This window comes from Moraxella sp. CTOTU49097 (assembly GCF_032064105.1).
GTDB lineage: Bacteria > Pseudomonadota > Gammaproteobacteria > Pseudomonadales > Moraxellaceae > Faucicola > Faucicola osloensis_B.
Window position 1 is genome coordinate 65,804 of sequence record NZ_DAMBOA010000006.1, and the last position, 21,715, is coordinate 87,518.

Annotated in this window: 19 protein-coding genes; 10 read left to right on the forward strand and 9 right to left on the reverse strand. The window is 44.7% G+C overall.

The window, feature by feature from the left end:
• Positions 1–84 precede the first annotated feature (84 nt).
• Together xseA and xseB are read left to right on the forward strand one after the other, a co-directional pair.
• Positions 85–1,662, forward strand: a complete 1,578-nt coding sequence (xseA, locus tag RT064_RS05500) for an exodeoxyribonuclease VII large subunit (protein WP_313062255.1) — start codon at positions 85–87, stop codon at positions 1,660–1,662.
• A gap of 23 nt (positions 1,663–1,685) precedes the next feature.
• Positions 1,686–1,880: an exodeoxyribonuclease VII small subunit gene (gene xseB, locus RT064_RS05505; protein ID WP_284034081.1), complete on the forward strand. Its 195-nt coding sequence runs from the start codon at positions 1,686–1,688 to the stop codon at positions 1,878–1,880.
• Positions 1,881–1,950: 70 nt separating this feature from the next.
• Here the strand turns inward: xseB and RT064_RS05510 are convergent, their stop codons facing one another.
• The 3 genes from RT064_RS05510 to RT064_RS05520 all read right to left on the reverse strand — a co-directional run bounded on the left by RT064_RS05510 (position 1,951) and on the right by RT064_RS05520 (position 7,034).
• Complete coding sequence (locus RT064_RS05510) at positions 1,951–3,999, reverse strand: potassium transporter Kup (protein ID WP_313062257.1); 2,049 nt, start codon at positions 3,997–3,999, stop codon at positions 1,951–1,953.
• A gap of 153 nt (positions 4,000–4,152) precedes the next feature.
• Positions 4,153–5,730: a DHA2 family efflux MFS transporter permease subunit gene (locus tag RT064_RS05515; protein ID WP_313062258.1), complete on the reverse strand. Its 1,578-nt coding sequence runs from the start codon at positions 5,728–5,730 to the stop codon at positions 4,153–4,155.
• Between the two features lie 8 nt (positions 5,731–5,738).
• The gene (locus RT064_RS05520) at positions 5,739–7,034 is read right to left on the reverse strand and encodes an HlyD family efflux transporter periplasmic adaptor subunit (RefSeq protein ID WP_313062259.1); all 1,296 of its coding nucleotides are present in this window, start codon (positions 7,032–7,034) and stop codon (positions 5,739–5,741) included.
• Between the two features lie 295 nt (positions 7,035–7,329).
• Between RT064_RS05520 and RT064_RS05525 the strand changes: the two genes are divergently transcribed.
• Entirely contained in the window at positions 7,330–7,887 is a 558-nt protein-coding gene (locus RT064_RS05525; protein ID WP_313062261.1) for a TetR/AcrR family transcriptional regulator, read from the forward strand.
• 103 nt (positions 7,888–7,990) lie between these two features.
• Here the strand turns inward: RT064_RS05525 and RT064_RS05530 are convergent, their stop codons facing one another.
• The gene (locus tag RT064_RS05530; protein ID WP_313062262.1) at positions 7,991–9,103 is read right to left on the reverse strand and encodes a metallophosphoesterase; all 1,113 of its coding nucleotides are present in this window, start codon (positions 9,101–9,103) and stop codon (positions 7,991–7,993) included.
• A gap of 260 nt (positions 9,104–9,363) precedes the next feature.
• On the opposite strand from RT064_RS05530, the gene mnmA reads away from it, so the two are divergent.
• Entirely contained in the window at positions 9,364–10,539 is a 1,176-nt protein-coding gene (gene mnmA / locus RT064_RS05535; RefSeq protein WP_313062264.1) for a tRNA 2-thiouridine(34) synthase MnmA, read from the forward strand.
• Positions 10,540–10,607: 68 nt separating this feature from the next.
• Here mnmA and RT064_RS05540 read toward each other — a convergent pair whose 3' ends face one another.
• From RT064_RS05540 to RT064_RS05550, 3 genes are all read right to left on the reverse strand, one after another.
• Positions 10,608–11,486, reverse strand: coding sequence for a metal ABC transporter permease (locus tag RT064_RS05540; protein WP_007115351.1), 879 nt, complete (start codon positions 11,484–11,486; stop codon positions 10,608–10,610).
• A gap of 63 nt (positions 11,487–11,549) precedes the next feature.
• Positions 11,550–12,344, reverse strand: a complete 795-nt coding sequence (locus RT064_RS05545; RefSeq protein ID WP_313062266.1) for a metal ABC transporter ATP-binding protein — start codon at positions 12,342–12,344, stop codon at positions 11,550–11,552.
• 218 nt (positions 12,345–12,562) lie between these two features.
• On the reverse strand, positions 12,563–13,726 hold the full coding sequence (locus tag RT064_RS05550; protein WP_313062268.1) for a metal ABC transporter solute-binding protein, Zn/Mn family: 1,164 nt from the start codon (positions 13,724–13,726) through the stop codon (positions 12,563–12,565).
• Between the two features lie 262 nt (positions 13,727–13,988).
• Here RT064_RS05550 and RT064_RS05555 point away from each other — a divergent pair, with 262 nt between their 5' ends.
• Positions 13,989–14,720 carry a MipA/OmpV family protein gene (locus RT064_RS05555; RefSeq protein ID WP_313062270.1) on the forward strand — a complete coding sequence of 244 codons (732 nt, stop codon included), beginning with the start codon at positions 13,989–13,991 and terminating at the stop codon, positions 14,718–14,720.
• A 138-nt stretch (positions 14,721–14,858) separates the two neighbouring features.
• On the opposite strand, the gene RT064_RS05560 is transcribed toward RT064_RS05555, so the two are convergent.
• Positions 14,859–15,128 (reverse strand): hypothetical protein, encoded by a 270-nt coding sequence (locus RT064_RS05560; RefSeq protein WP_099834039.1) that lies wholly within the window; start codon positions 15,126–15,128, stop codon positions 14,859–14,861.
• 104 nt (positions 15,129–15,232) lie between these two features.
• Complete coding sequence (locus RT064_RS05565) at positions 15,233–16,108, reverse strand: DNA/RNA non-specific endonuclease (RefSeq protein WP_313062271.1); 876 nt, start codon at positions 16,106–16,108, stop codon at positions 15,233–15,235.
• 289 nt (positions 16,109–16,397) lie between these two features.
• Between RT064_RS05565 and queC the strand changes: the two genes are divergently transcribed.
• From queC to rlmKL, 5 genes are all read left to right on the forward strand, one after another.
• Positions 16,398–17,108 carry a 7-cyano-7-deazaguanine synthase QueC gene (queC, locus tag RT064_RS05570; RefSeq protein WP_312534743.1) on the forward strand — a complete coding sequence of 237 codons (711 nt, stop codon included), beginning with the start codon at positions 16,398–16,400 and terminating at the stop codon, positions 17,106–17,108.
• Between the two features lie 107 nt (positions 17,109–17,215).
• Positions 17,216–17,530: a hypothetical protein gene (locus RT064_RS05575; protein WP_313062274.1), complete on the forward strand. Its 315-nt coding sequence runs from the start codon at positions 17,216–17,218 to the stop codon at positions 17,528–17,530.
• Between the two features lie 145 nt (positions 17,531–17,675).
• Positions 17,676–18,176, forward strand: coding sequence for a peroxiredoxin (locus RT064_RS05580; protein ID WP_313062276.1), 501 nt, complete (start codon positions 17,676–17,678; stop codon positions 18,174–18,176).
• Between the two features lie 76 nt (positions 18,177–18,252).
• The gene (locus RT064_RS05585) at positions 18,253–19,383 is read left to right on the forward strand and encodes a mechanosensitive ion channel family protein (RefSeq protein ID WP_313062278.1); all 1,131 of its coding nucleotides are present in this window, start codon (positions 18,253–18,255) and stop codon (positions 19,381–19,383) included.
• Between the two features lie 82 nt (positions 19,384–19,465).
• Entirely contained in the window at positions 19,466–21,712 is a 2,247-nt protein-coding gene (gene rlmKL / locus RT064_RS05590) for a bifunctional 23S rRNA (guanine(2069)-N(7))-methyltransferase RlmK/23S rRNA (guanine(2445)-N(2))-methyltransferase RlmL (protein WP_313062280.1), read from the forward strand.
• The last annotated feature ends 3 nt before the right edge of the window (positions 21,713–21,715 follow it).

A 21,715-nucleotide genomic window follows, 5' to 3' on the forward strand; every position in this document is an offset into this window, starting at 1 on the left:
GCATCACACCTAAATCACAAATGTCACGTTGTCAGCGTTATCATTTTCGCCTACAATTTTATTTTTAATTATCAAGAATTCTCCATGGCAAAAGCTTCCAAAACCGTTATCAAATCAATTGAAGAGCAGCTCGCACGACTGGATTTGCAAAATACCTCATCAAATCAGGCTGATGACGTATTTTTGGCGCTGCTTGACGATGATGAGCATGACAATAAAGCAACTGCAAAGCGTGCCAATGTTGATAACTTAAGCGTTGATAACTTAAGCGATTATGACCTTAGCGAACAATTAGCCATTCAAGATCGTGATAGCCAACTGCAACAGGCGTTAAGCGATACTGTATTGTCACTGAGTGATTATCTATCCGCTGTGCAGTTGGTGATTAGTGAAACGTTTGCCCATACCGTTTGGGTGAAAGCTGAAATCCGTAGTCTGTCAGCCAAAGGGGGTCACTATTATTTTGAATTAGCGGATAAAGATATTGATGGCAAAGTCACCGCCAGCTGCCGCGGCACGCTATGGCGCGGTCAAGCAGCCAAAGTACTGTCAAAGTTTGAAAAAAACACTGGCATGAGCCTTGAGCGAGGCTTGAATGTATTGCTCAAAGTCTCAGCCACGTTCCATGCCCAATATGGCTTTTCGTTAAACATCGTCGATATCGATCCCACCTACACACTGGGCGATTTAGCAAAGCAATACCAAATGATTTTAACCAGACTGCATGAAGAAGGGCTGCTCGATCTCAATCAATCGCTCCCGATGCCGTTTGATATTGAGCATGTGCTTGTCATCGCGCCTGAAAAAGCTGCAGGGTTGGGCGATTTTCGCGCGGATGCCGATAGGCTCGCCAGTACAGGGGCGTGTATTTTTCATTATGAGCACGCCACCTTTCAAGGCAATCACGCCCCTGAAGACATCCGCCAAGCCCTCATTAAAGGCATGAAAAATCTGAGTAAGCAGCATATTTCCGCAGATTTGATAGTGATTATCCGAGGTGGCGGCGCGGTGGGCGATTTGGCGTATCTCAATGATTACGAACTTGCCGCGCTGGTGGCTGAGCAGCCGATACCGGTCTGGGTTGGCATTGGTCATGAGCGCGACCGCGTCATGCTAGATGAAGTCGCCCATCAAAGTTTTGATACCCCATCGAAGGTTATCGCAGGTATTCGCAATCATTTGCTCACTATTACCCAAGGTGCCAAACAACACTTTTTGACCATCGAGCAAATTGCTAAATCCAGCATTTTGCAGGTACGCCGTGATAGCGAACAACAACTTACCAAGATACAATCGGCAGCGCAGCGACAATTATCTGCCGCTAAACTTGCCATGGACAACCAATTTGTACAGATTCGCCAACTTGCTTATCAGCAAATCACTACGGCTCGTCAATCCACCAACCAACTGCGTGAGATGATATTGTTACAGCATCCGTCAACCGTATTAACCCGTGGCTATGCAATTATCCGAACCTCGCATCCTGCATCCAAAGACTTAGTATCTAAGGACTTAACCTCACATGACTTAGCGTCAAAAGATTTAGCATCCAATACGGTGCTGACTTCGATTGCCCAAATTGAACCCAATTCAACCATAACCATTGAACTACAAGATGGCTATCTACAAGCCACTGTCAATGCTAAATACCCAAAAAACTGACTTATCAATCAACAGGAATAACCATGACCGAGCCAACCGATTTTAAAAGCGCCTATGAGGTGTTAAAAACAAATGCACAGCGCTTGCAAAATAGCCAAGAGCCCAACATCGACGCGCTGATGACTATTGTAGCGGAGTCCATTGACGCCTATAAAATATGCCAAGCGCGGATTGATGCCGTTGAAGCCTCGCTTAATCAAGCATTTGAAACAGACTAAGTTTCAATCAAGCAGAAAAGCAAAATAAAAAAAGCCACTATCGAAGGATAATGGCTTTTTAGTTGCGCATTTAAATTTCTACTTTGGCGCCCATTTCTACCACATTGTTGCTAGGAAGTTTTAGAAACTCTGCCGCGGTGCCGGCATTACGGTGCATATGGGCAAACAATTTTTCACGCCATAGAGCCATACCTTTGATACTCTCAGATGCCACCACCGCCTCATGGGATAAGAAATAACTTACCTTAGCAGGGTCGAAATCAAAGTTAAATTGCTGAATGTGTTTGAGCGAATCTGGCACATCAGGGTCATTTTTAAAGCCAAAATTGAGTACCACCTTCCAGCAATTGTGTCCCAAATAGGTCACTTCACTGCGTTTACTGAGACCCACCCAAGGGGTTTCTAAGGTATTCACGGTGACAAAGATATTGTACTCATGCAAGCATTTATTGTGCTTTAAGTTTTGTTTTAACGCCACGGGCACGATATCGACTTCAGAGACCATAAATACAGCAATCCCTTTGATTTTTTTGATATTTTCAAAGAGCACTTGGCAGCGCTGGTTGATTAAGATTTTCTCTTGCAGTAACGCTTGCTGATTTTGCAGCTCTTGGATATTCTCAAGCGGCGCGTTTTCAATATCTTGGGTCAGCTTTTCTAATTTGCCTTGTGTTGACTCCAAAGCTATTTGTAAGCGTTTATTGGTAAAACTACCAAATAAGTCATCTAAGAAATTTTTTAAGTTAATTTGTCTTGTGGTATGGGCAATTCTCACCAAATTACGCCCATCTCGCCAAGTCATCATGAGCACAAACATGACGCCCCCTAACAACAATGGGAACCAGCCGCCTTTGAGTAGTTTGAGCAGATTTGACGCCCAAAACAAGAAATCCACTACAAAAAACAATGAGGTCGCGGCAATACACAGTAGCAATGGGTATTTCCACGCATAGCGAATCACAAAGAAGGTCAATATCGTGGTAATCAGCATATCCGTACAAACCGCAATACCATAAGCGGCCGCTAACGCACCCGATGATTTGAACATCACCACAGCAAACGCAATGGCGATAAATAAACCCCAGTTAATCGCTGGAATATAGATCTGACCCACTTCTTTGACATTGGTATACACGATACGCATACGCGGTAAAAAGCCCAATTGCACCGCTTGTTTGGTGATACTAAACGCCCCAGAAATCAGCGCTTGTGACGCAATCACTGTCGCTAAGGTTGCCATCACCACCATCGGAATACGCATGGCATCTGGAATCATCAAAAAGAAGGGATTGGATTTGCCATCAGGGTTGGCGAGTAAAAATGCGCCTTGACCAAAATAATTGAGCAACAAGGCGGGCATGACAATGGAAAACCAAGCGATACGAATCGGTTTTTTGCCAAAATGCCCCATATCAGCATACAAGGCTTCACCGCCTGTCACACACAACACAACTGCCCCCAAGATGATAAAGGCGAGTGTCGGATTGGTCATCACAAACTGATAAGCATAGATGGGATTGATGGCTTGCAAGATTTCGACATTGTGCTGAATATGATAAACCCCAATGCCAGCAATCAACAAAAACCATAGCACCATCACGGGTCCAAACAGCTTACCGATACCTTTGGTACCAAATTTTTGCACAAAAAATAACAGGAACAAAATGGTCAGCGTGGCAGGAATTACCACACTATGCAGCCGTGGCGATACCACCGTCAAACCCTCTACTGCCGATAGCACCGAGATGGATGGGGTAATCACCCCATCGCCATAAAACAAGCAGGTACCAAATATTCCCATGGTCATGATGACTGCGTGCAATTTTGGGCGATGTCGCACCGCGCTTGATGCCAAGGCAAGCATCGCAATCAGACCACCTTCCCCTTTATTGTCGGCACGTAGCACCAAAGAGATGTACTTGAGACTAACGATGATGGTGATAGTCCATACAAATAACGACAGCACCCCATAGATATTGGCAACGTTAAAGGCGACATGACCAGAATTAAAAACTTCTTTTACTGAATACAGTACACTGGTACCGATATCGCCATAAACGACCCCGATTGCCCCTAATGTCAGTGCAGGAACCGAGGTTTTAGCATGTGCTTTACTCATAAATTAACGACGCAATTTGATAAGATGGATTATTATAAGTCGAATTATAAAATTGCGGTTAAATTATATTTTGTAACCAAAGTTATCTATGTACTTGACGATAGTAACATTTTATCAGCGTCAATTTGAGATAAGTAACCTAACCCCTTATTTTTAATGGTGAAATGGCGGTTTGGCAAGCCAAATCATACCAATCAATAATAAGAACACCAGGCCAAATACATAAAAGACCTCATTCGAGCCAATAATTAGCGCCTGTTGGTTAATATTTTGGTTGATGAGTGCCAGCGTTTGTTCATAACTCATGCCAGACGCTTGCAGACTTTTTGACCACGCATCAAAATTGGAATTTTGGGTGATACTTTCGGTCAAATAAGTATGCGCATGATTGCTGCGTCTTTCCCACACAGTCATCACCATAGAAGCGCCAATCCCGCCCGCCAGGGTTCTCACAAAGGTAAAAATCCCTGTCGCAGCCGCCATTTTATCATGCGAAATATTGGAGAGTGCAATGGTAGTTAAGGGCATAAAAAACATGGCAGTACCCAGTCCTTGGATAAACTGCGGCCAAAACACATCCCAAAACGTCATTTGCGGATTAAAATCACTGCGCCATACAAAGGTGGCACAATAAATTAAAAAACTTAACGTCACCAAGATGCGCATATCGATGTTTCGCGCGTATTTACCGATTAAGGGCGTCAACAATACCGGGAAAATACCAATCGGTGCCGCTGCCAGACCTGCCCAAACCGCGGTATAGCCCATGGTCTGCTGCAACATGACGGGCAATAGCACAATGGCGCCCATATATAGCAAAAATGCCAAGCTAATCACCAATGTGCCAATGGTAAAATTGCGGTCTTGAAAAATCGACAAATCAATAATTGGATGTTCCTCACCGCGCTCCCAAATTATCAAATAACTCAAACATAAAACGCTAATGACGGCTAAAGCAATGATTTCAGGGGAAGCAAACCAATCGAGCTCACGCCCACGATCCAAGAAAAACTGCAATGCACCCACCCCGATAATCATCAAAACTAGGCCTACTTTATCAATATCGGTCTTGATGACAGGCGTTTCGCGGTTTTTAAGTTGTTGCCAGGCCAAAATGATGGCGACAATACCAATCGGAATATTGATAAAAAATATCCAGCCCCAGTGATAGTTGTCGCAGATATAGCCGCCCAAAATCGGACCTAATATCGGCGCGGTGACTACCACCATAGCAAACAATCCAAGCGCCATCGCCCGTTTTTCAAGCGCAAAAGACTGTAATAATAGACTTTGCGCCAGTGGAATCATCGGACCTGCCACTGCGCCTTGCGCCACCCTAGCAATAATCAGCATCGTCAAGCTATGTGACACCCCGCATAGCCATGAACAAAACACAAATAAACTTGCCGACACCAAAAACACTTTGACCGAGCCATACTGACGAGCCAACCACCCTGTGAGTGGAATAGATATGGCGTTGGAGACGGCAAACATGGTAATCACCCATGTACCTTGCGAGGTCGCCGCACCCAAATCCCCTGCAATGGTCGGTAAGGCCACATTGGCAATCGTCGAATCAAGCACCATCATAAACACTGCCATCGATAGCGCAAATGTCACAATCGCAAGCGGCATCCCTGATAAAGGCGCGCGCTGATTTAGCTGACTACGGGCTGGACTACCAGCCACTGGCTGCTTCGTATCCATAGTGGGTGAAATTGCTTCCGCCATTTTTCACCTCATGATTGGTTTTGCTGGATGATTTGTTGGATGATTTTGGTCGCGCCTGACATATCGACTTGCGGCTGCAGCTGGGCAACCGGTTTGTTGCTAGCGGTCGCGGTAGCCACCTGCGGTTTGCCTTGTTGGTCTCGGCTATCAAGCTCGGCATGCATGCTTAGCCCCACGCGTAGCGGATGCTGTTGTAATTCTTTGCTATCGAGCGCAATTCGTACAGGCAGACGCTGGGTGACTTTAATCCAGTTACCGGTGGCGTTTTGGGCAGGCAAAACCGAGAACGCACTGCCCGTCCCTGCTGACAAGCCAATCACTTTGCCATGATAAACAATCTCTTTACCATAGATATCTGATGTTAAATTCACCGCTTGACCTAGGTGAATGTCTTTAATTTGGCTTTCTTTAAAATTGGCATCGACCCACAAATCATGTAGTGGCACAATCACCATCAAAGGCGTGCCTGCGCTGATTTTTTGACCCAATTGTACACCGCGTTTGGCAATTTGCCCATCGATGGGTGCTACGATCTGGGTACGGTTGAGATTGAGCCAAGCGGTTTGGATATTCGCTATCGCGGTTTGCACCGCAGGTTGGGACAGTACATCATTTTTACCCAAATTGGCGATTGTCACATTGCGCTGCGCTTGCGCAGTCACGACCGCAGAGCGAGCGGTGGCTTGCTTGGCAACTGCCGCATCGAGCTGGGCTTGGGCTTTTTTGACAGTGTCGGCAGCATGCTGGACTTCTTCTTGCGATACCGCTTGACTTGCCATCAAAGCGGCGCGGCGTTGATAGTCAGATTGTGCCGCAAGCAGCGCAATTTTCGCCGATTCAATTTGCGATTGCACTTCATTCATCGCAGTTTGCGCTTGCGAGATATTGACATCAGCTTGTTGGATGGTTGCGGTTTGGGTTTTGTACTGTCTGATTGCTGTGCGCAATTGTGCTTTGGCGGTTTCAAGGGCTAAGCCATTATCCGCTTGGTCTAACGCCACCAAGGTTTGCCCGGCTTTAACCATATCCGTGTCATTGACCCCAATCGCCGTCACCGTCCCCGATATTTGCGCGTTAATTTGTACTTGGTTGCCGCTCACATAGGCGTCTTCGGTACTGACTTGATAGCGCCATTGGGTAAAGTATAACCATAACGTCACCGCAGCAATGGCTAAAACAATCAAGGTAAATAACAATAGGTTTTTTTTACGTTTGGATTTGGCAGGGAGTTGGGTTGTGCTATGCGTAGTTGCGGGTGTCGGTTCGGGGCTATCATCAACCCCAGTCGGCATGATTTCAGCCATTTTTTCGTCCTTATCACTAAACTTGAGTGGCAAAATCTAAAAAATCCGACAGTTGACAGACGGATTTATGCTAGAAAATAGCTCGATTATGGAATTTAATATACTTAATGGGTGGCAATATAAAACTATCCTAAACAGCCATCAAGCATCAAATAAAACATAAATGTTGCATAAGAATACAGTTAGGTAGATAATGTTGTTTATTGTAAAAATTTTGCGCAATTCGTGCGATTGCTAAAATTTAAAGGCTAAGATATAAAGCGTAAGATAAAGAGCGTAAGGATACCAAAAAGCGATGAACGAAAATGATTTACGGGTCATTAAGACTGAACAACATATCGAGCAAGCTTTTCTGGCATTACTGCAGCAGAAACCTTACCGCGCCATCACGGTCCAAGATATTTTAGATACTGCAGCGATTAATCGCTCAACCTTTTATCGTCATTACGCCAGTAAAGAGGCGCTGGCAGAGAAAATGGTGAGTAATTTTCGCCAAGTGTATGAGAAGTTTTTAACTGAACGCTTTAGTGTCGCCAGTCAAGAAAATTTACTGATGTGTTTGGAACAATTTTGGGCGTTTATTCACGCGCAAAAACAACGCATACTGGCTTTTTGGCAAATCAAAACCCCCAATATTCATTTATATGATGACATGTATGCGTTAATCAAACAAAATTATATTGAGCATGCCAAGCGCCATGGACGCCCAGGCGACTTGGAGTTTCAAGGGCATACGTATGCAGGGATTATATTAAATAATTTAAGTTACTGCCTGCAGCAAGACCACCAAATGTCACTCGAGGATATTCGTAGCAATATACAACTGATGATGCAGACAGTGTCTATACAGTAATCTCTCATGGCAATAATCTGTCATTGCCATAATCTGCCATCATCATAATCCGCAGTAGCCTCAATGTCCTCATTAAAGATGAGTTAAAGCGCGCTTAAAAAATTTAGGATTTTTTACCGACCAAATCAATCACCCAAAGCTCCGCTTGCGAGCCTAGCCGAAACGGCACACCCCAAAAACCATACCCCGAGCTTACAATCACATCGGTATTGTTGATACGTTCATAGCCGTAACCCAAACGATTTAAGAATTTAACAATGAAATTGGCAGGAAATATTTGCCCATTATGGGTATGTCCAGATACTTGCAAATCAATCGGTAATTGTACGTTTTTTTCAATCTCATTGGGCTCATGGTCAAGTAAAATTATCGGCTTATCGGTAGTTGACGGCATTAAGTCCTTGGTCGCTTTACGATAACTGGCATGATTATCCAGTCGCCCTACCAACCAAAGCTGGTTATCAACCAACACTTTGTCATCTGCCAATAAGGTGATATTGGCTTTTTGGATCGCATCGCGAATCTCGCCTTCATGCCCATACATATCATGATTGCCTAGCGTGGCATACGCGCCCATTGGCACGGCATTTGCTAGTTGCTGCAGCGCAGGCTGCATATTTTGCGAGGTATAGTAGTCAACATTATCATCCATAATATCGCCAGGCATCAACAGCAGTTGCACCTTCTGTGCTTTCACCATATCGGTTAATCGGTTAATTTGCCGCTCACCGACCATTAGACCCAAATGCAAGTCTGAAACCATCCCAATCCGAATCGGTTTGGCAAGTGGCTGGTTGGCAGTCAAGGTGATATGACGAATGGTGGGTGTATAAGCATTATAAATACCCATCAATACCATACCAAAAAACACGAGCGGCAACAACATGCGTTCCCCGTAAGTTTGATAACTCACTGAATTAAAAAATTGCGGGGCAACTTTCATCAACACCAGATTAATAATACCCACCGCCACCATCGACATGATGACAAACCACAAAATAGTTAGCCAAGTCATAGACAGCTTGAGCCCAAAGATCGTCAATCGCGCGATGCCAAATACCAATAACGCATTACTTATCACAAATAGACTAATCATCAGATAGCGAGAAGACCGATCGGATAACCAAGACCCTGCCCACCACTGCAGCCCCCGCCCCGCCCCATAAGTAAACAATTCAAACAACAATACAATGACGGTCAGAAATATCCAACGCATACCAGCCCCAAATTTTTTATCATAAGTAAAGGTTATATAAAGAATGTTTGTGAATTTACAATGTGACTTTATCTATTAAAGCCAATCAGTGAATTTAAAAAAATCAATTAATATTATTTGCGCATTAAAAAACCCAACTTACGAGAATAAGTTGGGTTTTTTCGATATCGGCTCATCCGATAACGGTATTGTGGCAGGTTTATTGATTTTTAACAAGCAATAAATTTGCTATAATAACCCTTTTGGCACTTTTAAAAATTATGACATATTCAACTGCTGTTAATTTATCCGATATTGCGAGCCCTGCCCAAACCCGCGTCATTGTGGGGATGTCAGGGGGCGTTGATTCTTCTGTCACCGCCGTTTTGCTCAAACAAGCGGGCTTTGATGTTGAAGGCTTGTTTATGAAAAACTGGGAAGAAGATGACGGTACCGAATATTGTACCGCCATGACTGACCTTGCCGATGCGCAAGCGGTGGCGGATAAAATCGGCATTAAACTGCATACCGCCAACTTTGCCATGGAATATTGGGATCGCGTATTTGAGCATTTTTTGGCGGAATATAGCGCAGGTCGCACCCCAAATCCTGATATTTTATGCAACAAAGAAGTCAAGTTTAAAGCATTTTTGGATTATGCGCTAACTTTGGGGGCGGACTATATTGCCACCGGTCACTATGCACGCCGCGGTTTTAGCGATGAAAATGGCAAAGCGCCACTACTGCGCGGACTTGATAACAATAAAGACCAAAGCTACTTTCTGCACGCGGTGGCAGGCGATAAAATCGCCAAAACCTTGTTCCCTGTGGGTGAGTTGGAAAAACCTGAAGTACGCCGTATTGCCGAGCAGTATGATTTAGCGACAGCGAAGAAAAAAGATTCTACGGGTATTTGCTTTATCGGCGAGCGACGCTTTAAAGACTTTTTACAGCAATATTTGCCCGCTCAAAAAGGCGATATCTATACCGATGATGGCAAAAAAATCGGCACCCACGATGGCTTAATGTATTACACGCTTGGTCAGCGTGGCGGTATTGGTATTGGTGGGGTTAAAGATAGAGATGAGGCGCCTTGGTTTGTGTTACACAAAGACTTGGATAATAATCGGCTGATTGTCGGTCAAGGGCATGACCATCCAATGCTACAATCCACTGAATTGGCCGCTTATAAGCTTGACTGGGTGGTTGGTGCACCCACCCAACTGTTTACTGCCCAAGGTTATCGCTGTACCGCCAAAACGCGCTATCGTCAGCCTGATCAAGCCTGTACAGTTTTTGCCCTTGATGAAACGAGGGACACCATAAAAGTGGTGTTTGACGAGCCACAGCGCGCGGTGACCCCCGGTCAGTCTTGTGTGTTTTATCAAGATGACATCTGTTTAGGCGGTGGCGTGATTCAAACCATCGATGCCCCTACTAGCCTAGCTGAAGTTTAAAGTTTAATACCCATCCAGATACAAACAGCGCAAATTGATACTATTTGCGCTTTTTTATACCCTGTTGATTAAGAAAAGTTTGCAGCTAAGCGTTTGTTCCACCCTGCTTTTTTTCGTAGGTAGCCAATTCCCCAGCAGCTTAAATAAATCACAAATGAAATGGTAGTGATATAAGGTGAAATCGGCAGTCCAGGTCCTAACGATAGTAATATCCCGCCGACCCCAGCGATGATGGCAAACAGCATGGACAACAAATAGACATAGATAGGTCTAGCCGTCACTTGACTCGCCGCCGCCGCAGGCGTGATGAGTAACGATAATAGCAGCAATGCACCGACAAACTGCACACTTACCGCCACCACAAGACTCAGCGCAAACATAAACAGCAAAGATAAAAATGTTAAATTCAGATGCTGCGCTTGGGCAACTTGCGGGTCAACTGCGGCAAATAACATGCGCTGACCAAATATGGCAATGATTGACAGCACAATCACCGCAACCACTAACATCGACTGCAATTCAGCGGGCGTGATTGCAACAATTTGCCCGGTTAATAAGCCAAATTTATTGGAGGAGCGCCCTTGATACAAGGATAAAAACAACACCCCCAGCCCAAGCCCGAATGGCAACAAAATACCCACCACTGAGTTGCGGTTTTTGCCATCAATCCCCATGACCCCTAGCACCATGCCAGCCGTCACCGCCCCAATGACGGCACCTAGCGTCACTGAAGACCCTAACCATAAGGCACACGCCGCCCCTGCAAACGACAGCTCTGCTGTCCCATGCACGGCAAACGCCATGTCCCGTGCCTGAACCATCGGTCCGATGAATCCCGCCATCACACCCAACAATACCGCGGCCACGATGGACGTCGACACCAAGGGCAACAGCTCAGCAAAGTTATCAAAATTGATGATGGTATGTAGCCAAGTTGTGAGCAGCATGTAAATTCCAAAAGTTAAAAAACCATCGAATGTGATGGCTTGTTTTTGATTGAAGCAAATAAATTAGCGAAATCGATTGATTAAGTCGATACCACCGAGCTTGGCAGTCGCATTTTCAAGATACACCACTTTATCTACCAAAGGTATAATCGGCTCGAGTTCGTGACTAATCATCAAAATCGCAGTATGATGCGCCTGTTTGCGATGGGCTAAAATATCACTGACCACATACTGGCTTGCCACATCAAGGCTCAGCAGCGGCTCATCCATCAACAAAACATCAGGCTCAGAGACCAACGCTTGGGCGATACGCATGCGCTGCTGCTCACCACCCGACAGCATGGTAAGCGGCGCATCACAAAATGACTCACCGCCAACTTCCGCAATGGCTTTATCCACCAAATATTTTTTTTGTTTTGCTGTCTGCCAAAAACTGCCCAAGGTTTTTTTGGGGCTAAATAGACCAAACAAATAATTTTCCCCATCTAGCCCTAGCTGCACCAAGTCCCTACCCCGAATCGGTAGTTTTGGCGCAAAGTCTTTGAGCTGAGGCACATAGCCCACTCGAATATCTTTGCCAAGCGTGATTGAACCACTGGATAGTGGCACAAGTTTGAGTAAACTTCGCAGCAATGTCGTCTTGCCTGTACCGTTAGCGCCGAGCAATGCCACAAATTCACCGGATAAAATCGAAAAATTGACATCCTGCCATAGCAGACGTTGCCCAAAGTGCATACTGGCATCTTTGACTTGCAAAATGATTTGCTGTGACTGTGGCAGTTTGACAAACGATTGGCAATGAATAGCCTGCGCAAACTGCCGCTCGCTATTGGCTATTTTGGTGGTTGACATGGACATGGTGGCTACTTCTTCATCCTAACGGCAAGATGCTAACGACAAGATCCCAAAGGCGAGGATGGTTGATTGGCAATATCACATTGCAAAAAATCCGGGCTAAAAATTAAGCATTATAAGCGATAACCAGCCAATACTATACCAATTAACGCAAATTTTTCCCCAAACGCATTTATAGGTAGCCTAAAAGTTTTAGGCTACTATTTTTAGGCTAGTTAAAATTAGCGCATCGCTGCCGCAAAATCATCCAGGGTTTTTTCAATAAATTGGGTATAGCTTGTCACGCCATCGGGCAGCGTTTCATAGACCGCCACAACTGGGACTGTTGATGCCTTCGCCAATGTGATGAGTTGCTTTGAGGTGGCATCTTCGGTCTGGGCATTGACCACCAACAGACCGACTTGTTTATTGCTCAGCAGGCTTTTGCTGTCATTGAGCACTTTGACCGATACCCCCGCATCCGTCTCTGATTGCACGACATAGGCTTTTGGCGTTACATCCTTGATGCCCATATCGGCTAGCAAATACCCAGTGACAGGCTCAGTAGCAAAGGCAGTGATGGCTTTTTGCTGTCCGATTTGTTTGGCTTTGACTTTAAGCGCATCAATTTGCTGGATAAAGTGTTGGGTATTTTTTGCATAAATTGCTTGATTGGCAGGTGATGTTGCCGCCAATTGCTTGTTGACCGCTTCAGCCACTTTTTTTGCTGTATCGAGGGAGAAAAACACGTGCTCATTGAAGTCACCGTGCGAATGACTATGCCCTTCACTGGGCACGTGAGGATGATCACATGGTTGCGGATCAGCGGTCTTTATTTCGTGTTGGGTATCATGTTGGTGTTGTTCACTGGCAGGCTCATCTGCCGCATTGTCCGTGGTAGGCGACAGTCCTGAAAGTGCTACGGCATTAATCACTACAGGTTTGTGACTCACCGACTCAGCTAAGCTCATACCCCAATCATCATACCCGCCACCGTTGACCAGCATAACAGCGGATTTAGTGATATTAAGCTTGTCGGTCGCTGTGGCTTGATAATCATGCGGATCTTGTGATAAATCATCGACCCCCACAATCACGTTAACTTTATCCCCCCCGACCGCTTTAGCCACAGAACCCCACACATTGGTGGTGGCATACACCGTGGGTAATTGGGTATCAATAACGGTGTTTGATGAGACTGTTGTAGCTGAGCTATTTGATGCGGATTGATTTGAGGCTGATTGCTTTGAAGTGGATTGATTATCAGTTTGCTTTTGGCAGCCTGTTAATCCCCCCAATAGGCTCATCATCAATGTTACCGCTGCAATTGTCGGGATTTTTAGTGGCATTAGTGGCAAAAAAGGTCGGCTAAAAAAAGCATATTTGTTAATCAATTCGTTTATCATGCTGGGTCGCCAAATCAAGTATTGAGAATAGTAAAAATGTTATATTATAACATTTTAATGGTGTTCTCAAGGTAGCTCAAGGATTTATGCTGGCTTGGATTTCACCTATCGCACCTTTAAATTCAACTATTTGCGCTGACCTTTTTATGCCATAATAAATTTATCACCTTGCTGTATGGTTCACAGGCAAATCGGTTGTTATTTTCTACGCTTTACGCCTGTCAGCACTTTTTTGTATGACCCACTCTCACAGGATGTTTTTATGAAACAATTTTTCGCGCCTTGTCTGGTACTTGCCAGTATGCTGGGTACAACATTTGCCCACGCAGCCTCTATGCCAGTGGATACCAATGCCCGCTTTAAACTAGGGTTAAACGCGTCTATCAATCATTATGCGTACGACAAGGACAATGATGTTACGATCATGCCACAGGCATTTTATGACAACAATCGAGTCTACATTGAAGGCAGTGAAGCGGGTTATTATCCCTACAAAGATGCACAAAACGAATGGCGATTGACCGCAAGCTACGATAGCCGTTCATTTGATCCAGACGATGCGAGCACAGCGGCGTTAAAAGGACTCGATGAGCGTAAATGGTCTGCTATGGTGGGCACCAGCTATATGCGCATTACCCCGTATGGCGGCTTTAAAGCGCAAGTGGAAACTGATGCGTTAGGTCGCAGTGATGGTACTAGCGCAAAAGTGGCGCACTTGAGCAGATTTAAAGCAATGGATGATAAAATCACCATTTATCCTGAGCTAGGACTGCAGTGGTACAATGACAAGTACAACAATTACTACTTTGGTGTTTCTGAGCAAGAATCGCTACGCACAGGAATAACAGGGATAAAAGCTTATAACGCTGATAGTAGCGTTGCCCCTTATGTCAATGTCAGTGCCAGTTACGCCATTTCGCCACGCTGGAGTGCGTTTATCAGTCAGCATTTAGAGTATTTAAGCGATGAGCAAAAAAAACAGCCCACTGGTTGATAACCGTGTCGATAGCAAAACTAAAATTGGCTTTAACTATCAGTTTTAAAGCTTAGCTTGATGCCTAGCTTGCCCATAAGTTTTAATGCCTAGCTTGCCCATAAAAAGCGCAAATTGTTTGATTTGCGCTTTTTTTATTTATAAGAAAGGATTATTTACTTCGTCCACGTGCGACGCTTGCTGCTGTTGAATAGTAGATTTTTCCACCGTTTGCGCTTGATGGGCTTCTAAATACGCAACGATTTGGTTCAATACATCTTGTAATTGTTTTGCCGTGGCTAAACTTTGTTTATCCAACGTAAACGTCGCACTGCCATAGAGATTGACTTGCTCTCCTTGATTCTCAAGGGTAAATTCGCCCAATCCGACGCTTTGGCTATCATTTTGAAATGGTTTAAAAGCACTCATCTTTTCCCCTGTTTAGTTGTTGATTTGCTAGTTGTTGATTTGCTAGTTGTTGATTTGCTAGTTGTTGATTTGCTAGTTGTTGATTTGCTAATTACTGCTTGTGGTTATGGTGAAATAGTGGCTACATTGCTCGGCAAACTGGGAAACGCATTGACCCCGGTACGTTTTTTAAGGGTGCTTAGGCTAATTTTTTCAACGGTTCCACTATCATCATTCGGGCTAAAAAATACTATCGCTTGATGTTGTGATGGCAGATATACCGCTTTAAAAAAATGCGATGGCACCAGCACACGATTTTTTAGCCGTTTGACTTCCGGTGTTAAGAACGCCACCCCTGTCACCACATAAGCTGAGCCGTATTGGTTGGTCAGGTTGCGAGTTTGTGTTTCAATTTTTACCCAAGTTTTACGGTTGTTGTCAGGCGTTTGTGGGGCGATATTTGCCAAACTAAAGCTATCAAATTGTGAGTCCGTGGTTGCCATATCAGCATTCGGCGCTAAATGCCCTCTGTCAAATCCGGTATTGGTATAATCGCTTAATAGACTACGCACCTCGGTCGGCAGGCGAGTTTCTTCATGAAAGTTATCCTCTCTGACCAAGGTTTTGGCAGCCGTTATTCGTTGTCGCGTCAAATGCTCAGCGACCCAAATCGGGGTTTTGGTGACCCCCGAATACATCACCGCAAAGCCATTAAAGCACAGGGGGTAGGTTTTTTGCGACAGCTTAGCGGTCATTGACGGCTGGGTTTTCTCCAAAAACTCGCTAGCGCATTTTTGTAGCGCCTTGTCTAGCGGGCGCGTGGTGAGTGTTTGGGTATCTGTGTTCGCTTGGGTGGTAGGAATGGTAATAGGGATAGTAACAGTATTGCTATCGGGCTTAGCGGTTGAGGGCGCAACACTACAACCTGTCAAATACAGCAAGCCAACGCTTATGGCTGATAAGATGGCATTGTTGGTAACAAAATGAGTTTGAACTATCATGAGTGACCTTAAAAAAGAAAAAATGAAGAAAATGAAAAATAGTACAATGACGACAATGGTATGGTTCGGGCTAAAGTGTTGGACAACACAGTTTAAATCTCGGTTTAAAACTTCTTGGTTATTTTATAAGGTTTTTTAGTGGAATACGCAAATATTTACTGGTAGTGATAGCAGTTTTTTGAAATGTTTGTTGTCTAATAGGCAATTGACTCACTTTTATCCCCATATTTTCCCATCAACAATTGCTTAAGTTCTGATAAAATACACCTTTTGTCGTTAGTAAATTTTTATGAGTACATCAACCACACCACAAAACGCCGTCGTCTTACTCTCGGGCGGGCTAGATTCCGTGACTTGCCTTTACTGGGCAAAAGCCAATTACGCCAACGTCACAGCGGTAAGCTTCAATTACGGTCAGCGCCACAATAGCGAACTTAATGCCGCCAAAAAAATTGCCGCGACAGCCCAAGTCAACCACCGTATTATCGATATTGATTTGGCACAGCTAGGTGGCTCAGCGCTGACCGATGCTTCGCTGGTGGTACCCGATGCCAAACAAACAGATTTTAGCGATAATCAGCATAATGACAGCATTCCAATTACTTATGTACCTGCGCGTAATACCATCTTTTTGTCGTATGCGCTGGCATTGGCAGAGGTGACACAGTCCAATGCCATTGTGATTGGTGTCAATGCAGTCGATTACTCAGGCTATCCTGACTGTCGTCCTGAATATATTGAAGCCTTTGAAAAGATGGCAAATCTTGCTACCAAAGCCGGTGTGATGGGCAATCATCTCCACATTGCAACGCCATTGTTGCATTTAAGTAAAGCAGAAATCATTAAGTTGGGGGTATCGCTAGGGGTGGATTATGCATTAACCGTGTCATGCTACCGCGCAGATAGCGAAGGACGCGCCTGCGGACACTGCGATAGCTGTTATCTACGTCAGCAAGGTTTTTTACAAGCTGAAATAGATGACCCGACTATTTATCAGTAATCTATCATCATCAAATCCTGCCAGCTTTATTGCGTCAACGGTAAAGCTAGCCATTGTACGATTGAACACCTGCTGTTCTATACTGCTGTCTCTTATGAGGATAAACTATGAAACATTCAGCCATCGTGACCCTATTTGCTAGCATGGTTTTGCCGTTTGCCGCCCATGCTGCCAACCCACAATACGTCAATGCTTGCGCTACCCAAATGACCGATAAACACATCACTGATGCCGCTTCTGCAAAAAAAGTATGTACTTGTGTGGTAGATGAACAATCAAAAATCACCCAAGCGCAAAAAATTGAGCTTGATACTTGGGTAAAAAGTGGCAAAGATGTTCGCCAAAACAAAACTTTTCAAACCATCAGTGCCCGTATGAAAGCATGTGGCAACGGCGTTAAATTTAATAAAGCCCGTCCCTAACCGGTTACCATTAAGTCCATAATCGATACCGCCGCGCCACTAGACCAGTTGTTTACTGGTCTTTTTTTGTTTTGTCGCATGAAGAAGTTTGTACTCAATCTGGCTTTCTGATATTGTTAGTTCAATTTTTGCTTGGGAAATGCCCATGACTCAACTACCCAATTTTTTGGTCACCACTGTGGAAGCGGATACCAGCCGTCAGGCCACAGCGCAGCCGCAATTTATCCAGCGTCAAATCAACCTGCCAGCGTATGCCAAACAGGCAGATAAAGGTTTGATTCTGTATTTTTATCCAAAAGACAACACCTCAGGCTGTAGTGTGCAAGCGCAAGATTTTAGCCAGCATTTGCCCCAACTGCAGCAGCTTGGCTACCAAGTCATTGGCGTATCAAGAGATAGTGTCAAAAGCCATGAAAAATTTATCGCCAACCAACAGATTAATTTCCCTCTTGTCAGTGATACCGATGAACAGCTTTGCCAATATTTTGGCATCATTGCCGAAAAAAAACTGTACGGCAAAGTCAGCCTTGGCGTGGTGCGTTCAACCTTAATTTTTGACAACGCAGGCAAGCTGGTTCATGAGATGCGCAATGTCCGCGCCAAGGGACATATTGATAAATTACTTGCGATATTGCCCACCCTTTAACCCAAAACAACCTAAATTAATCCAAACGCCTTACATTATTTTTATTTTGATTTTTTGACTCGAGATCACTCATTGTATGTCCGTGAACCAATTTTTTAAAAATATCTATCACGACTTGTATTATGACGTCTATAAAGCAGTCGGTGGCTCGCTCGAAGATGAAGCGGTTAATTGGCCGCTGTATCTCTCCAAACTTGCCAGTACAGGCATCAAAATCATGGTGCTGTTGGCAATTTTGGGCGTGGTCTATCGGTTAAGTTTATTGCTCATCAATTCTGCCCGTTTCATCGCCAAAGACAGTAAATACAGCCAATCGTTAAGGCTCATCGCACGGTTGATGTGGTTGTTTTCAAGTTTGCTTGCGGTGATGAGTCAGCTTAATTTTGAACCTGAAACAGTCAAAGCCACTGCCAAAGCGGGTATTTGGTCAGTGATTTTTTATATGGCGTGGTACAACCTCGGTTATTTGATGCAAAAAATGCTCAAAAATTATGGGCTAAACGCGTCGATTGAACAACTACTGCATAATTTGTTGTCCATGCTCATTATCGTATTATGGATTGCCTCGGTGATGTCGCAGTTTGGTTTTGATATTGTGTCTGTGGTCGCAGGTCTTGGGATTGCGGGTATCGCAGTGGGTTTTGCGGCACAAGCTACACTTGCCAATTTTATTGCCGGTATCACCATTTTGATTGAGCAGTCATTTCAAGTCGGTGATTGGGTCAGCATCAATGAAAAAGAAGGTAAAGTGGTGCAAATCGCCTTGCGCACTACCCAAATTTTGACCCGTGATAATATCACTGTGATTTTCCCCAATTCAACCGTTGCTTCAGCGGAAGTCATTAATTTAACTGCCAAAAATCTGATTCGTTTTGATATTGAAGTGCGTATCGCGTTGGAAGCGGATATTGAAAGCGCTCGCGCTATTATTGTTGATATTTTAGCCAACACCAAAGAGGTATTAGAGCGTCCTGCGCCCACAGCAACAGTGGATAAAATTGGCGATTTTGGGGTGTTTTTTATCGTGCGGTTTTGGGTCAATCCGCCACATGTGTCTCGAATGCCATTTATCAAAGAAAATCTACGCGAACAAATCAAAGTAGCACTCGATGATGCCGGCATTGCCACACCTTACCCTCATATGCAGCTTTTAATGCCAAGCGCAATGCCAAGCGAAGTAGCCTCATCGATAAAAACTTCCCCATAATTTCAGACATTCTGTCATTTGTCCTTTGCTAATCATGCTAAAATACGCCATTAATCAACTTTGACTTTTTTTGGCAGTATTTATGACAGACAGCAATACAACGCCCGTTGGGCAAACTTTTCACATTGTAATCACTTGTGCGGATGGGCTAGAGATTCCCTTGCAAACTGAGCTGGCAAGCTTTGGTATAGATACACAAATTGAGCGCACGGGTCGGCTGATGGCAACATTGACGTTGGCGCAGATTTATCAAGTCTGTCTATGGTCTCGTGTGGCATCACGGGTGTTATTACCACTGGGCAAAAAGAACATCAATCCCGAGTACGATATTGCAGAGCAGCTCTATACCTTTGCCAAAACTGTCAAATGGACCCAGCTATTTGATTTGCAGCAGACCTTTGCGATTCGTTTGACCCTAGATAAACGCGTACAAGCCAACCAGCAATTCACCATGCTGCGCGTCAAAGATGCGATTGCTGACCAATTTAATGAGCAGTTCGGTCGTCGCCCCAATGTCGATAAAAACCCCGATTTTGGCATTGTCGCTACTGTGGGTGACAAACAAGCTGAATTGTATCTAGACTTATCAGGTACCAGTTTGCACCGCCGTGGTTATCGTGCTGCGATGACCGAAGCGCCACTCAAAGAAAACTTGGCGGCTGCCCTGCTCTATAGCGTGAATTTTCACACCACCCAATTTGACAGTATCGTCGACCCGATGTGTGGCTCAGGCACGCTGATTATCGAAGCCTTACTGATGAGCGCAGATTATGCCGTAGGACTGGATAAAGCCGATAGCCAATTTGGGTTTTATGCATGGCAACATCATGACACTGCGCTTTGGGAGTCAATGGTGCAAGACGCGCAAGCCCGTTTTCATCATCGCCTAAATGCCATGGCAAATGGCGAGATGCCCGCGGTATTTGCTTTTGATATGGACTCAGGCGCGGTTCGAGCGACGCATAAAAATTTAATCGCCGCAGGTTTGACGCCTATCATCAACCGTATTACCTTGCAGCAGCGCTCATTGGCGACCCTTAATTTGGCACTAGAAAAACAAGTCAATGGCTGGGTCAATCCCCTGTTTATCACCAACCCACCGTATGGTGAACGTCTGGGTGAAGAAGAATTGATTAAACCCTTGTATCAAGGTTTGGGTAAAAAATTACAAGCCTTGTTTGCAGATAGCCCTGCCAAAGTGACTTTGGGTGTTCTCGCTGCCAAAGTTGAACAAGCCGACGTACTACCGCTTGCCGAGCCAAAAACTCTGCGCTGTCACAATGGCGCTATCACCGTTTATTTTCGTTATGGTGAGCTATTAAAGAGCAAAGATACACCGGTGATTACGCGCTTTGAAAAACGTGAAATCGCCGTAGAAGAAGGTCAAGATTTTATCAATCGACTACAAAAAAATCTTGCCAATCTGCGCAAACTCGCTCACAAACAAGCTGTGACCAATCTGCGGGTGTATGATGCCGACTTACCTGATTTTAAAGTAGCGGTGGATGTGTATGGCGAATTTGTACATGTGCAAGAATATGCCGCGCCCAAATCAATTCCGTTAGAGACCGCCAAAAAACGCTTTAATCTAGCGCTGCATGGCGTGCGTGAAGCTTTGCAAGTGAACCGTGAGCAAGTGTTTATCAAAACCCGCGCCCGCCAATCCGGCAATGAGCAGTATGAGAAAAAAGCCAATTCGGGTAAATTCCATGTGGTCAGCGAGCCAACCGCCAACAACCAACGGGCGTATTTTTTGGTGAACTTTAGCGATTATTTGGATACAGGGTTATTTCTTGACCATCGCAGCATCCGAAAAATTATTGCAGAAAACTCACGCGGTAAAACAGTGCTTAATCTATTTGCTTATACTTGTACTGCCAGTGTGCATGCGGCATTGGGCGGGGCAAAAGCGGTGACATCGGTAGACTTATCACAAAACTATCTGGATTGGGGACGCAAAAATTTTGCCCTAAACGGCTTGCCAGATTTGCCAAGCTACCAGTTTATTGCCCAAGATATTTTTGAATGGATTAAAAGCAATACCGAGCAGTACGATGTGATTTTTATCGATCCGCCGACTTTTTCTAACTCCAAGAAGTTTCAAGGTACTTTTGATGTGCAGCGCGACCACGTACCACTCATTAACCGTGCCATGAATCGCTTATCCTCTGAAGGCGTGTTGTATTTTTCCAATAACTTTACCAAATTTGTGCTAGACGACGAAATCAGCAACCGTTACCACGTTGAAGAAATGACCAACCAAACCATCGGCTTTGATTTTGATAGTAAACGCCCTATTCACCAGTCGTGGGCGATTCGCCACAAATAATTT

Excerpts from the sequence above, each read along its gene's own strand:
- RT064_RS05565 (WP_313062271.1), bottom strand. The coding sequence starts at position 16,108 with ATGATAGTTCAAACTCATTTTGTTACCAACAATGCCATCTTATCAGCC.
- RT064_RS05515 (WP_313062258.1), bottom strand. The coding sequence starts at position 5,730 with ATGGCGGAAGCAATTTCACCCACTATGGATACGAAGCAGCCAGTGGCT.
- RT064_RS05520 (WP_313062259.1), bottom strand. The coding sequence starts at position 7,034 with ATGGCTGAAATCATGCCGACTGGGGTTGATGATAGCCCCGAACCGACA.
- xseA (WP_313062255.1), top strand. The coding sequence starts at position 85 with ATGGCAAAAGCTTCCAAAACCGTTATCAAATCAATTGAAGAGCAGCTC.
- RT064_RS05530 (WP_313062262.1), bottom strand. The coding sequence starts at position 9,103 with ATGCGTTGGATATTTCTGACCGTCATTGTATTGTTGTTTGAATTGTTT.
- RT064_RS05525 (WP_313062261.1), top strand. The coding sequence starts at position 7,330 with ATGAACGAAAATGATTTACGGGTCATTAAGACTGAACAACATATCGAG.
- rlmKL (WP_313062280.1), top strand. The coding sequence starts at position 19,466 with ATGACAGACAGCAATACAACGCCCGTTGGGCAAACTTTTCACATTGTA.
- RT064_RS05580 (WP_313062276.1), top strand. The coding sequence starts at position 17,676 with ATGACTCAACTACCCAATTTTTTGGTCACCACTGTGGAAGCGGATACC.
- RT064_RS05560 (WP_099834039.1), bottom strand. The coding sequence starts at position 15,128 with ATGAGTGCTTTTAAACCATTTCAAAATGATAGCCAAAGCGTCGGATTG.
- queC (WP_312534743.1), top strand. The coding sequence starts at position 16,398 with ATGAGTACATCAACCACACCACAAAACGCCGTCGTCTTACTCTCGGGC.
- RT064_RS05550 (WP_313062268.1), bottom strand. The coding sequence starts at position 13,726 with ATGATAAACGAATTGATTAACAAATATGCTTTTTTTAGCCGACCTTTT.
- RT064_RS05585 (WP_313062278.1), top strand. The coding sequence starts at position 18,253 with ATGTCCGTGAACCAATTTTTTAAAAATATCTATCACGACTTGTATTAT.
- mnmA (WP_313062264.1), top strand. The coding sequence starts at position 9,364 with ATGACATATTCAACTGCTGTTAATTTATCCGATATTGCGAGCCCTGCC.
- RT064_RS05555 (WP_313062270.1), top strand. The coding sequence starts at position 13,989 with ATGAAACAATTTTTCGCGCCTTGTCTGGTACTTGCCAGTATGCTGGGT.
- RT064_RS05510 (WP_313062257.1), bottom strand. The coding sequence starts at position 3,999 with ATGAGTAAAGCACATGCTAAAACCTCGGTTCCTGCACTGACATTAGGG.
- xseB (WP_284034081.1), top strand. The coding sequence starts at position 1,686 with ATGACCGAGCCAACCGATTTTAAAAGCGCCTATGAGGTGTTAAAAACA.
- RT064_RS05545 (WP_313062266.1), bottom strand. The coding sequence starts at position 12,344 with ATGTCCATGTCAACCACCAAAATAGCCAATAGCGAGCGGCAGTTTGCG.
- RT064_RS05540 (WP_007115351.1), bottom strand. The coding sequence starts at position 11,486 with ATGCTGCTCACAACTTGGCTACATACCATCATCAATTTTGATAACTTT.
- RT064_RS05575 (WP_313062274.1), top strand. The coding sequence starts at position 17,216 with ATGAAACATTCAGCCATCGTGACCCTATTTGCTAGCATGGTTTTGCCG.